Source organism: Martinezella lusitana (assembly GCF_016901135.1).
GTDB lineage: Bacteria > Pseudomonadota > Alphaproteobacteria > Rhizobiales > Rhizobiaceae > Rhizobium > Rhizobium lusitanum_D.
This window is the reverse complement of the sequence record NZ_JAFEVL010000010.1, coordinates 497,795-509,914: the sequence shown is the minus strand read 5'-3', so window position 1 is coordinate 509,914 and position 12,120 is coordinate 497,795. Positions and strand designations below refer to the sequence as shown.

The 12,120-nt window shown below is 61.2% G+C and carries 12 protein-coding genes; all 12 read right to left on the bottom strand.

The genetic code is table 11. The features are described from left to right. Positions 1-11: 11 nt before the first annotated feature. Positions 12-749 (bottom strand): transcriptional regulator VisN, encoded by a 738-nt coding sequence (gene visN / locus JTP94_RS05435; protein WP_204849502.1) that lies wholly within the window; start codon positions 747-749, stop codon positions 12-14. A 520-nt stretch (positions 750-1,269) separates the two neighbouring features. After that, a complete protein-coding gene (gene fliF, locus JTP94_RS05430) occupies positions 1,270-2,949 on the bottom strand; it encodes a flagellar basal-body MS-ring/collar protein FliF (protein ID WP_204849501.1) in 1,680 nt (559 codons plus the stop codon). 167 nt (positions 2,950-3,116) lie between these two features. Further along, positions 3,117-3,506, bottom strand: coding sequence for a hypothetical protein (locus JTP94_RS05425; protein ID WP_204849500.1), 390 nt, complete (start codon positions 3,504-3,506; stop codon positions 3,117-3,119). A gap of 16 nt (positions 3,507-3,522) precedes the next feature. Further along, the gene (cheD, locus tag JTP94_RS05420; protein WP_034513709.1) at positions 3,523-4,077 is read right to left on the bottom strand and encodes a chemoreceptor glutamine deamidase CheD; all 555 of its coding nucleotides are present in this window, start codon (positions 4,075-4,077) and stop codon (positions 3,523-3,525) included. Further along, positions 4,074-4,463: a response regulator gene (locus JTP94_RS05415; RefSeq protein ID WP_034513711.1), complete on the bottom strand. Its 390-nt coding sequence runs from the start codon at positions 4,461-4,463 to the stop codon at positions 4,074-4,076. Before JTP94_RS05415 ends, cheD begins: the two co-directional genes overlap by 4 nt. After that, a complete protein-coding gene (gene cheB / locus JTP94_RS05410) occupies positions 4,463-5,506 on the bottom strand; it encodes a chemotaxis response regulator protein-glutamate methylesterase (protein ID WP_204849499.1) in 1,044 nt (347 codons plus the stop codon). Before cheB ends, JTP94_RS05415 begins: the two co-directional genes overlap by 1 nt. Then, complete coding sequence (cheR, locus tag JTP94_RS05405) at positions 5,503-6,411, bottom strand: protein-glutamate O-methyltransferase CheR (protein ID WP_204849498.1); 909 nt, start codon at positions 6,409-6,411, stop codon at positions 5,503-5,505. The genes cheB and cheR overlap by 4 nt, the downstream gene beginning before the upstream one ends. Next, positions 6,408-6,875, bottom strand: coding sequence for a chemotaxis protein CheW (locus JTP94_RS05400; RefSeq protein ID WP_204849497.1), 468 nt, complete (start codon positions 6,873-6,875; stop codon positions 6,408-6,410). Before JTP94_RS05400 ends, cheR begins: the two co-directional genes overlap by 4 nt. A 3-nt stretch (positions 6,876-6,878) precedes the next feature. Next, entirely contained in the window at positions 6,879-9,164 is a 2,286-nt protein-coding gene (locus tag JTP94_RS05395) for a chemotaxis protein CheA (protein ID WP_204849496.1), read from the bottom strand. Between the two features lie 16 nt (positions 9,165-9,180). Beyond that, entirely contained in the window at positions 9,181-9,546 is a 366-nt protein-coding gene (cheY1, locus tag JTP94_RS05390; RefSeq protein ID WP_034488652.1) for a chemotaxis response regulator CheY1, read from the bottom strand. After that, the gene (locus tag JTP94_RS05385; RefSeq protein WP_034513720.1) at positions 9,543-9,839 is read right to left on the bottom strand and encodes an STAS domain-containing protein; all 297 of its coding nucleotides are present in this window, start codon (positions 9,837-9,839) and stop codon (positions 9,543-9,545) included. Before JTP94_RS05385 ends, cheY1 begins: the two co-directional genes overlap by 4 nt. A 63-nt stretch (positions 9,840-9,902) precedes the next feature. Further along, positions 9,903-11,549, bottom strand: a complete 1,647-nt coding sequence (locus JTP94_RS05380; protein ID WP_204849495.1) for a globin-coupled sensor protein — start codon at positions 11,547-11,549, stop codon at positions 9,903-9,905. Positions 11,550-12,120 lie beyond the last annotated feature (571 nt).

The following is a 12,120-nucleotide window of genomic DNA, read 5'->3' as shown; positions in this document are numbered from 1 at the left end:
TCACTGAGCCTTCAAACGAGATTGTTTCGGACGGCGAAGGCAATTGCCTCCGATCTGGTCTTGGTCGCGGTCTTGCGCATGACACTGGTGATGTAATTGTTGATGGTATTGCGCGATATTCCGAGGATCATGGCAATCTCGTCGCTCGTCTTGCCCTCGGCGATCCAGAACAGACATTCCAGCTCACGTTCAGTCAGATCGAAATCGCGATCCGACTTGACTTCGATGCAACGCGTGAAGCTGGCAAGATAACCCGACAACAGACCGACATCGCGCAGCCGTTCGAGCAAGAGCGGCATGGAGTCGCGGGCCAACAACAGCAAGGAGAAGCGCGTGCGGCCGACGTTGAAGGTCATCGCGTAATATTGGCGACCGACGCCTTCCGGCAGCTCGACATCGTCGGGCAGCACAGCCGCATTCGCCTGGAACAGCGCCATGCATTTTTCCAACTCGCCGGTGCGGCCATAGCCGCTCGTCAACTCCGGTGCAAGGCGCCTGACAAGATCGAAAGGCCAATCGCAAGCGACGACGAAATCGAGGCCGTTCTCCTGTATGAGATCGCACCGAGCCAGAAGATAGTGAGAGGCGCCGGCATAGCTCGCCAGCGCGCGCAGGCCGGCCTGCAGATAGGATGGGCCGGCAATGGCGCTGAGCTGCAGAATGAGCTGCTCACGCGACATGGCGCCAAAGGATGCCGCTGATCGCGCGTCCCTGTCGCCCTTGCTCACCTGCGATATCTGCATATCCATTCTTGCATTTCCTGCCGCTGCTAGACGATCGGCTGTCAACGAGAGCATTGTTCCGTCAGCAAACAGCGCATCGCCAAGAAAGCCGCTTCGATTCTCGGCAAGGCATCCGCGCCGATTCATTCTCTACCGCGACACAAACACATCCCGGCGCGGGCGGGGCAGATGAGCGCACTCACCACTGAATTCCATGTCGGCAATCGCATTGGCATCAATCGCCGCATACACAACCACCGAACCGTGAATTGATTTTTCCGCGTTCCGGACTCTGCAAACTCTTCGAACCTGCGAAACACGGAAATCGAGGGCCGATTCGCGCTGTTTGAACAACTATGGCGGAAAGGCACCCCAGTTGTAAGTCGATTCTTTCTACCCAGCAACGGGCTTTCCGGCGAAATTCCATCTTACGCACACGTCAAATTACCCAGTTGCGTCAGAGAGACCCCGGCGAAGGCATCGGGGAAACTGCGGCATTTCAAGCACCTCAAATGGGAAAGGACCGGGATCTCTCCCGGTCCTTTCATCAGGCTGCCTTGTCGACGGCCCATTTTCTGAGGATCTTCGCGGCTCGTTCCTCGCTAATCTCCACCATTCGCGAAAGGCGGCGTTCCGGCCCTTCCTTGACGCGGCGGTTGAAGGTGCCGCCATCGTCGCCCATCGTCAGCAGATCGTCGGTACTGTCGAAGCCGAAATCCGAGCCGAAGCCGTCCATCAGGGCTGCGCCGGGTCCGCCGACCGCAGGAGCGAAGTCTGGCAGCTCCAGCCCCGCTGCTTCCGGCAGAGCCGTGCCGCTGCCCGCGCCACCGCCGAGCGAGCGGATCAGTGGGCGGAAGCCCATCCAGACGATCAGGAAGGCGACCGCGACGAAGGCGAGCGAGTTGATGATGCCGGCCATGTTGCGGCCCAGCATGTCCATGACGCTGAAGCTGGAGGAATTGTCGTCGAGCAGCTGGTTGTCGAGGAAGTCCATCGCATTGACGGTGACGATGTCGCCACGGCTCGAGTCGACGCCGGCTGCAGTCGCCACGATCTTCTGCATCTCGGCGATATAGGCGTCGATCTTCGCCTGATCCGCGCCCTGGCCGACCATCTGCGCGACGCGGCCCCTGTTGACGACCACGGCAACGGACAGCTTCTCGATCTTGTAGCTGTTGCGTGTCGTCGCCGTCGTCTTGCTGTTGATTTCGTAGTTGGTCTGCTCTTCGCGCTTGTCGGACTGGTCGTTCGAGGTCGGCGTGTTACCGCCGGATTGCGGGGCCGCCTGCGGAATATTCTGCTCGACGGTTGCCGCGGTGTCGGGCTGGTTCTGCTGCGACTTCTGCGCTTCCTTCACCGTGCGGACGGAGCGCTCGACCTTCGAATCCGGATCGAAGGTTGTTTCCTGCACCTGCTGGCTGTCGGTATTGAGCTGCGCCGTCACGCTGGAGCGGAAATTGTCCATGCCGAGGAAGGGTGCGAGCGCCTTGTCGATATTCGACTCAACTTCGCCCTGTACATTCTGCACGATGCCGAGATTGCGGCTGAGCGCGCCGTTGCTGGGATCGTCGCCGGAGGCAAGCAATTGGCCGGTCGAATCGAGGATCGTGACGTCGTCGACCTCAAGACCCGGGACGGCGGAGGCGACGAGATGCCGGATAGCCGGCGCGGACTTGCGCGCCGCTTCCGCACTGGCGCGGATCATGACCGAGGCTGTCGGCTTCTGATCCGCTTTGCGGAAGTTGCCGACATCCTGCATGACAATGTGCACGCGCGCCGCGCTGATACCGGCGATGGAGGTGATCGTGCGGCTGATTTCCCCTTCGAGCGCACGAACGCGGGTGACTTCCTGCATGAATGAGGTCAGGCCGAGCGAACCGACATTGTCGAACAGCTCGTAGCCGGCATTGCCGCTATTCGGCAGACCGCGCTCGGCGAGAAGAGCGCGGGCTTTGCCGGTCATGCCGGTCGGCACCGTCAGGCTGGTGCCATCCGTACCGACCTGAAAGTTGATCTTGGCTTCGGCAAGCGCGATGCTGATCTGATTGAGATCGGTGGCATCCAGGCCGACATAGAGCGTCTCCTGGGCGGGCTTATTGACGTAAAGCGCCGCAAGAAGGACCAGCACAATCGAAACTGCGCCCACGCCGCCCATGATCAGCAGGCGCGTTCTCCCGAGATTCTGGAGATTCCGGAGCAAGGGAACTAATTGATTTAACAGATTCATTCTGTTCTCGCACGATTCGTCAAAGACCTGATGGCTTTGTGCCGTGCAGCGAAAATAGAAATCGAAACTTGTGCGAACGTTTCGTCGGGCCGAAAAACCGGAAAAAACCCGGAGTAAATTAGAGAAAATTATATAAGAAAAACAGCATTCATTGTCACCGGCTTCGATCAGAAGAAATCGAAATCGCCGGCAGCCTTCGCCATGGGCTGGGAATGCGCATGGAAACTGCCGCCGCCAAGCGCCTTTTGCATTTCCGTCAGCTTGACCAGGCTCAAGGCCGTCGCAAGATCGACCGTCCAGCCCTCCGGCATCGCGCCGGCAATCGTGTCGATGAATTCAGCGATGCCGCGCGTCTTCTGGACAGCGAGATCGATACCCTGGATGACCTTCATCGTGTCGGGCGATTCGAGCACGTTGATGCCACTGATATCGAGCAGTTGCGGTTCGATGCGTTCGATCAGATAGGCGACGTCATGCAATTCGGAAACAATGCGCAGGAGGATGGCCGGAAGCGTTTCCTCGAGGGTGGACGTTTCGGCACGCTGGAAGGGGGTCATACAGTAGCCTCGCTGATCAGAAAAACTCGATCGTGTTGTCGACTGGCTTGGGTGCAACAACCGGACGCTGCTCGAGCGCCACGGTCTTCTGCGTCTCTGCGCCGGTTAGCGGGTATTGCCTGGCACGTCCGGAGATCGGCCAATATTCGATCTTGCGCCCATGCTCGCCGCCCGTGCTGGAGCCGACAACCGGGATACCTTCGTCTTTCAGAAACTGCATGGCGAAAGCCGCATTCTGCTCGCCGACGTTGGAAAAGGTCGCGATCGTCTTTGCGCCGCCGAAGACCTTGGCCTCCAGACGATCGCGTCGCGCGCCCTTTTTCAGGAGGCCGTTGATCAGAAGTTCCATCAGGTGCACGCCGTAACGCGTCGCATCGCCACCGCTCATCGGCGAAGTTGCCATCCCCGGGAGGAGGAAATGGTTCATGCCACCGACGCCAGCGATCGGATCGCGCAGGCAGGCCGCCACGCAGGAGCCGAGGATGGTCGCCAGCACCACGTCCGGATCGCTGACGACCTTGTACTCGCCCTGGATGATGTGCATGCGACGGACCGCACCCTCGACGATCATTTCAGCGCTCCGAACACGGCCTCGATGGCCGCTTTCATCTTCTCCATGGTGAAAGGCTTGGCCAGAACGTTGTTGGCGCCAAGCTGGGCTGCTTTCTGAACCAGCGCACGGTCGCCTTGAGCCGTTAGGATGATAAAGGCCGCCTTCTTCGTCGTAGGATTGGTGCGTACGGCCTGCAGCAGGCCGAGCCCATCCATCTTCGGCATGTTGAAATCAGAGATCACCAGATGGTGCGGCTGCTGCTCCATGATCTTCATGCCCTGCTCGCCGTCACCGGCAGCAGTAATCTGCTTGAAACCCAGTTGTGTCAGCGCGTCGCTCAACAAGAGACGGCTGGTGACCTGATCGTCGACGATCAGAACTTTGATTTTTTCCGCTAGAGACATTATTCGCTCCCTTCCTTTCGGGCGGCTGTTACCTTCAAAATTTCCTCGCCAATGGCGTTCAGCGGAAACTGCTGTTCGACTGCACCGAGTTCGAATGCGACCCTCGGCATTCCGTAGACCACGCAGGTCTTTTCATTCTGGCCGATGGTGCGCGCGCCAGCATGACGCATCTTGAGAAGACCGGCGGCGCCGTCGCGCCCCATGCCGGTCAGGATCACGCCGACGGCATTGCGGCCCGCCAGTTCGGCGACCGAATCAAAGAGCACGTCGACGGAAGGGCGATGGCCATTCACCGGCCCGCCTTCAGCCAGACGGCAATGGGGTGCCGAAGCGTTGGCGACCCGCAGGTGCCTGTCGCCGCCAGGCGCCAGATAGATCTTGCCGATTTCAAGCCGTGCCCCGTCGGTCGCCTCTTCCACGACAGGCGCACAGAGACGGTTCAGCCGCTCGGCAAAGCTGCGCGTGAAGCTCGGAGGCATGTGCTGGGTGATAACGGTCGGCGGGCAGTTGGCCGGAAATTTCTGCAGCACATTGATCAATGCCTCGACGCCGCCGGTGGACGAGCCGACCGCGACGATCTTGCGGCCGACGCGGAAATCGGCAACAGCCGGCGGCGGCGTACGACTGGCGGTGGGCTTGACATACTGCCGCTGCGAGCGGGCGGCCGCCTTGACCTTCTCCGCCAGGTCGCCGAAGGGGTGCGGCTCGCCCGGGGAGGGCTTTCCGACACAATCGAACGCACCGATTTCCAGCGCGGCGAGCGTCGCATCCGCCCCGCGATGTGTCATTGTGGATACCATGATGACCGGCATAGGCCGCAGCGTCATGATCTTTTCCAGGAAATCGAGGCCGTTCATGTTCGGCATCTCGATATCGAGCGTGACGACGTCGGGATTGAGCGCCTTGATCGCGGCGCGCGCTTCGAGCGCGTCGCCGGCCTGGCCGACGACGTCGACCTCCGGGTCGGAGCGCAGTACCGCGGTGATCAGGCCACGCATGGTCGGGGAATCGTCGACCACAAGAACACGGGCAGCGGCGCTCATGGTTTTCTCCCCGCGTTTTTACCGAGATAGCGGTAGGTCGTAATGCCGACATTGTCGAAGAGGTGTTTCGCCTCGCCGGAAACCCGCTCGGAATGGCCGATATAGAGGTGGCCACCCTCCTGCAGCTGTCCGGCAAAGCGCGACCAGATCTTCACCTGCGTCGGTTCGTCGAAATAGATGACGACGTTGCGGCAGAAGATGACGTCGAAGGTGCCCTTGAGGGGCCACTGCGCCATCAGGTTCAGCTCGTTGTAGGTGATCAGCCGCTTGACGCGATCGTCGATCTGGAACTTGCGTCGCCCCTGAACATCGACCTCGTGGAACCATTGCTTGCGCATGGCAGGCGAGATCGTCTCGAGGGCTGCTTCGTCATAGGCGCCCGCGCGGGCGAGACTCAGGATCTTGGGGTCGATATCCGTCGCCAGAATCTTGAAGTCGAAGTCCGCGGCATTCGGCATGAGCGCCAGAACCGTCAGCGCTATCGAATAGGGCTCCTGCCCGTCGGAACAGGCAGCCGACCAGATCCGCACACGGCCTCCGGCCTTGGCGCGCGCGAGGAGACCAGGCAGAACCTCATCGCGAAGATGATCGAAATGATGATTTTCCCGGAAGAAACGGGTGAAATTGGTCGTCAGATGCGACAGCATCTCGCGCCGTGCAGCGCTTCCCGCCGGAGAGGAGACCAGCAGGCAATAGTCGCGAAAGCCCGGCAGGCCCAGCGCGCGAATATGCTTCGACAGCCGTGAATAGACCAGCGACGCCTTGCTTTCGTTGAGGGAAATGCCCGCATCCGCATAGATCATGGCGGCGATCTCGGCGAGATCGCGCCGGGTCAGCGGATATTCGCCGCTGGCCAGGACCTCGTCTGGCGATGCCTTGAGATCTATTGCTCCCATCACGCTCATGCAGCTTCGCTTTCGTTTTCAGGGAACAGGGCTTCCAGTTCGATCAGGCAGATCATGCGGCGCTCGATTGCGACGATGCCGCGCGCGAACTGCCGTTCATGGTCGGAAGAGACTTCCGGTGTCGGCTGAATATTGTTGGTCGTGATCGTGAGTATGTCGGACACGGCGTCGACCACAAGGCCGACGACCTTGCGCTTGACCTGCGCCACGATGATGACATGCCGCGCAGTCAGTTCCGCACGCTTCATACCGAGCCGGGCCGAGAGATCGACGATCGGCAGCACCGCGCCGCGCAGGTTGATGACACCAAGCATATAGGCCGGCGCATGCGGCATAGCGGTTGCGGGTGTCCAGCCGCGAATTTCGCGAACCGACATGATGTCGACGCAAAACTCCTGATCGCCTATCCGGAAGGCGATCAGCTCGTTGGCCTCCTGCGTCAGGTTCTTGGCGGCAAGGGACATGGGTCACCCTACCGCCGCGTAGGACATTTCGGCCTTCAGAGACTGACCGCGCGAGGCGCCGACCACCGCATCAACATCGAGGATCAGGGCAACGCGGCCATCGCCGAGGATGGTCGCGGCCGCAATGCCGGGCACATGCGTGTAGTTCGCCTCGAGGCTCTTGATGACGACCTGACGCTGACCCTGGATGGCATCGACCATGAGCGCACGCTGACCGCCACCTTCCGATTCGACCAGCAATGCCACGCCCTCGACCGGATTGGCCTGGGTGGCGCGGAAATTCAGGATGCGTCCGACATCGACCAGCGGGCAGAAGCTGTTGCGGATGGAGATCAGGCGATGGTTCGCGCCGAAGGAATGGATGGCGGCGGCCTCCGGCTGCAGCGTCTCGACGATCGCGGTGAGCGGCACGACCAGGGTCTGGCCGGCAACCGTCACCACCATGCCGTCGAGGACGGCAAGCGTCAGCGGCAGGCTCATGGTGAAGACCGAGCCATGCCCCGGCTTGGAGGTGATGTTGATGCGGCCGCCGAGCGCCTGGATCGAGCGCTTGACCACGTCCATGCCGACACCACGTCCCGAGATGTCGGAAATCTTGTCGGCGGTCGAAAAGCCCGGCAGGAAGATCAGGTTATCGATCTCCTCGTCGGAAAGATTGGCGTCGGCCGCGATCAGATCATTGTCGATCGCCTTCTGGCGCACCTTTTCGCGGTTGATGCCGGCGCCGTCATCGGCAAGCTCGATCAGGATGCGGCCCGAACGGTGCTTTGCCGTCAGGCGAACGGTACCTTCCGGGTTCTTGCCGAGCGTCCCGCGCTTTTCCGGGGTTTCGATGCCGTGGTCGACGGCATTGCGGATCATATGGGTCAGCGGTTCGGCGAGCTTGTCGATAACTGTCTTGTCGACCTCGGTGTTCTCGCCCTCGGTGATCAGGCGGATCGACTTGCCCGTCATGTCGGCGATTTCGCGCACGATACGCGACATGCGCTGGAACACCGGCTTCACCGGCTGGGCGCGGATCGCCATGACGCTGTCCTGGATCTCGCGGGTGAGCTGCTGCAGCTCTTCGAGACCCATGTTGATCGAGGATGCGCCGTTGTTGTCGTTTTCGATGACGCTCTGGGACAGCATGGCCTGGTTGATGACGAGCTCACCCACCAGATTGATCAGCCGATCGACGCGGTCGAGGTCGACGCGAATGGTCTGTCCCGCAGCGGCGGCAGCGCTATTCTGCGCGGCGGCGGCATTGGCAGCGGCGGCGGCCGCCAGGGCTGCTTCCTTCTTTTCGACGCGAGCGGCGACGGCGGCGAGCTGTGTGACATTGCTGGCGGTTTCAGCCGCCGCAACGGCCGCGGCCACGTCACTCTTCGGCAGCGGTGCTTCCTCGATCGGCTCGGCTTCCGGCCCTGTGCCCTCCTCATCGAGGACGGAAAGATCGAAGGGCACGGGCACCATCGGCAATTCTTCGTTGCCGGAAGGCCCGGCGGCATCTGCGACCTGCCGGACATCAAGGTCGCAATCCCATTCGGCAAATTCGAAGACGGTGCGAATTGCATCCTCGCCCTTGTCCGTCTTGATCGAGATCGTCCACTTGAAATAGGCCGCTTCCGGATCGAGTTCGGGAAGACCCGGCAACTCATCCACGTCGCAATAGATGCTCATCTCGCCCAAGCGCGCGAGATCGCGCAGCAGCAGCGTGGCATCATTGCCCTTGGCGTAGAGATCGGAGCGCGGGCTGAAGCTCACTTCGTATTCCGGTACGGCGTCAGTGGCCTCATCGGCACCGAAATCATCATCGAAGCTGAAGGGGATCGGCTGGAAGCCGCTGTCATCCGTCGGCGCGGGCGCGGGTGTGGCGGCCTTCGGAGCCGCCTCGGCGACAACAGCGGCGGATGGTGCCGGCAGGGCACCGTGCGCCAGCGCCTCCAGCTCCTTGACCAGGCCCCGGCTGCGGGCCTGATCGACACTGCCGCCGTCGCGGGCGGCATTGGTCAGGTCGGCCAGAACGTCGGCGGCCTTGAGCATGACCTTCAGGACATCCTGAGTCGGCTCCAGCTTGTTGGATCGAACGCAATCGAGCGTGGTCTCGAAGACGTGGGCGAATGCGACCAGGTCGTCCAGACCGAAGGCCCCTGCCCCACCCTTGATGGAATGAACGGCTCGGAATACGGCATTGACGGTTTCCGGGTCGCGGTCGCCATCATTCATTTTCAGGAGACCGGATTCCAGTTCGGCGAGTTGCTCTTCGCACTCCTGGAAGAAAATCTCTTTGATTTCGTTCATATCCATGAGGGGTGGATCCTGTTTAAGCGGTTACACGCTCGATGGCATCGATCAGCTTGGCGGGATCGAACGGCTTGACGATCCAGCCGGTCGCGCCGGCCTGGCGGGCACGGTTCTTCTTTTCAGCATCGCTCTCGGTCGTCAGCACGAGGATCGGAACGGCGCGGTATTTGTCGTTGCGGCGCACGCCCTCGATGAAGCCGAACCCGTCGAGACGCGGCATGTTGATGTCGGTGACGATGACGTCCGGGTTGGCTTCTTCGAGAATTTCCAGGCCCTCGACACCGTCTTCGGCCTGAATGGTCTCGAAGCCCGCATTGTTGAGGGTGACGAGAAGCATGTTTCGAATGGTCCGTGAATCATCCACGGTCAGCACTTTTTTCTTCATTGCCGGATCTCCTTGGCAAGCAGATGAGAGATATCCACCCCGATCACCTGCATCGTTTTCTGAAATGCGTCCGACACCTTGGAGAAGGTGAAGGACAGCTTGTCTTCATTCCACGTCTTGGCAGCGGCCATGATGACCTGAACGCACAAGGCCCCGATCCTCTCGACGCCGGACGCATCGATCACGACATTGCTGCCGCGCAACCCCATCAACTTGCCGCGAAGTGCCGCGGCCTCGTTGAGGTCCAGCACCGCGGCCAGACTGACTGCCTTTTCGCTTTTCCTGCTCGGCATCGCTTCATTCCTTAGTTGTCTGAAATCGGGCCTGACGGCCCGCATGCGCATGAAACAGAGACATCAATAGGCATTCCGCTCGCCTCCCAGCCCGATCCTGCGAAGCGGAAAGTCGAATTCGGACACATCGTCCTCATCCCGCCCGGCAACGAACTCGTCGCGACCGGGAAGCTGGCGCTGGCGCGCGGCCGCCACCTGCACCGGCGCGGCAGCATGGCGCCGTTCGCGTTCGATGCAGAATTCGCGGATCGTCCGGCCAAGCTCGACGACGACGGTCTGCAAATGATCGGCGCCTTCGTGCGCGCGGCTTGCGAGGTTTTCCCCCGCAGCGGCGCGTTGGCTGAAGCCGCCGATATCGGTCGTGACCGAATGCAGGCCGACGGCCTGCTCATCGCTGGCCGTCGCGATCCCGGAAATGACGTCATTGATGTCGGTCACCTGGCGAACGATGCTGCCGATCGCGTCCTGCGTACGACCGACCATCTGCACGCCGGCATCCACCTGCGCCTTGGTACCGGTTACCAGAACCTTGATCTCGCGGGCGGCATCGGCGGAGCGCTGCGCAAGGGCTCGAACTTCCTGCGCGACAACGGCAAAGCCGCGACCGCTGTCGCCGGCGCGGGCGGCTTCGATGCCGGCATTCAGGGCGAGCAGATTGGTTTGGAAGGCGATCTCGTCGATGACACCGATGATCTGGCCGATCTTTTCGGCCGAGGTCTCGATATCCGACATGGCCGATATGGCCTGGCCGACAATCCGGCCACTGTCTTCCGCAGCCACCCGGGTTGACGCGGCGGCGCGCTCGGCCGAGCGCGTATTGGCCGCATTGCCGCGCACCTGATCGGCCAGTTCGGCGAGCTGTCGCGCGGACGCCGCAAGCCCTTGCGACTGTTCTGCCGAATCCTGGACGAAGGATCTGGACGCGCGGGCGATGGCGTCCGTTGCGGTCTCCGCCGCCTGAACGCCACCGGACAGAGCGACAAATTGCTGCTGGATATCGTCCAGAGCCGCGTTCAGGGCCTCGGCCACTTCCGCATAGGCTTCGGGACAATCCATAGGCAGGCGAACCGTCAGGTCGCGCGCGGCAAGACCGTTGACGACGTCCGCAATGAGATCGGCCGCCTCGGCACGATCGGCGGCCCGCTGCTCCGCAAGCGCGCGCTGATGGCCGACACGCAATTCATTGAACCGCAGCGACACGGCAATCTCGACATCCATCATGACGAGGCGAATGACCGCGGCGACGAGCTCGCTCAATTCACGGGCACGACGTTTGCTTCCCGGCAGGATAGCGCGGCCGCCCATCTCGTCGATGATGCCGGCAAGCATATGCTCCAGAACCACGCCGTGGCCGGCGACATGCCAGCGCGGGTCGAGCCCCATCTTGCTTTCGCTGTCGGAGAGAACCTTGACACGCTCGGCATAGAGGCTGTCGAAGCGCGCATCCGTCAGCACGTCCCAATGCGAGGTTTGCAGATCCTGAAGCCGCTCGAGCTGGCTTTCGCTGGCAAAATTGCGGGCGGCGTCCGGAAAGGTTTGGAACCGGTGGAAAAGATCGCGAAGGCCGGCCTTGAGATGGACTTCGAGCATCGGCCGGTTGCGGCGCACGGTTTCGCATTGTCCGGCGTCGAGACCCGCAAAACGCAAGCGGTCGCGAAGGCTGCCAGCCTGCGCCCTACCTGCCTGATCTGACGGCGAATCCTGCGCCAAAATCGTCCCCGCAACTGCCGCACGCTCAAGCGCCGGCGAAACCGCTGATGATCCGCGCCAGACGCTATGAAGAGGCGAGAAAGGGTACTTAGCCTTCGATCGTGTGATCTAGGCGCTGAAGCTCGCTCGTTCATCAAAGTCTTTTGCGGACCTGTCTGATGAGATGGATACCGGATCTACACGGTACGGCGGGGCGGCTTCATGCCTGGTGAGAACGAGTCACAATTTTCCCATTCCGACGTTCAAGCTCAATGTTTATGGTTAATTCCTTGCCCGAAGGTTAATGACATCAGGCCGAGCGCCCTGTTTCGAACAGCCCTAATTTAGCGATGCACTTCATGAACGTTCAGCCGACCGAAAAAAACTGCCGATCGCAAGTCACGAGCAAGCTTCATGCCCTACTGCTGAAGGCATAGACACCTTCGATGTCGATACGGAGAGAGCAATGATTGTTCTTGGTTTGACCGCTTCGCTGATGGCCGGCTTGACGCTCGTGGCGTTCATGCTTCTCTGCCGCATAGAAGAGGCGCGCGGCAAGGCCGCATCTCGCGTCCTCTAGGGAGGACGAACC

Bases quoted from the DNA above. Each gene is read 5' to 3' on its own strand.
- visN (WP_204849502.1), bottom strand. From the start codon at position 749: ATGGATATGCAGATATCGCAGGTGAGCAAGGGCGACAGGGACGCGCGA.
- fliF (WP_204849501.1), bottom strand. From the start codon at position 2,949: ATGAATCTGTTAAATCAATTAGTTCCCTTGCTCCGGAATCTCCAGAAT.
- JTP94_RS05425 (WP_204849500.1), bottom strand. From the start codon at position 3,506: ATGACCCCCTTCCAGCGTGCCGAAACGTCCACCCTCGAGGAAACGCTT.
- cheD (WP_034513709.1), bottom strand. From the start codon at position 4,077: ATGATCGTCGAGGGTGCGGTCCGTCGCATGCACATCATCCAGGGCGAG.
- JTP94_RS05415 (WP_034513711.1), bottom strand. From the start codon at position 4,463: ATGTCTCTAGCGGAAAAAATCAAAGTTCTGATCGTCGACGATCAGGTC.
- cheB (WP_204849499.1), bottom strand. From the start codon at position 5,506: ATGAGCGCCGCTGCCCGTGTTCTTGTGGTCGACGATTCCCCGACCATG.
- cheR (WP_204849498.1), bottom strand. From the start codon at position 6,411: ATGAGCGTGATGGGAGCAATAGATCTCAAGGCATCGCCAGACGAGGTC.
- JTP94_RS05400 (WP_204849497.1), bottom strand. From the start codon at position 6,875: ATGTCCCTTGCCGCCAAGAACCTGACGCAGGAGGCCAACGAGCTGATC.
- JTP94_RS05395 (WP_204849496.1), bottom strand. From the start codon at position 9,164: ATGGATATGAACGAAATCAAAGAGATTTTCTTCCAGGAGTGCGAAGAG.
- cheY1 (WP_034488652.1), bottom strand. From the start codon at position 9,546: ATGAAGAAAAAAGTGCTGACCGTGGATGATTCACGGACCATTCGAAAC.
- JTP94_RS05385 (WP_034513720.1), bottom strand. From the start codon at position 9,839: ATGCCGAGCAGGAAAAGCGAAAAGGCAGTCAGTCTGGCCGCGGTGCTG.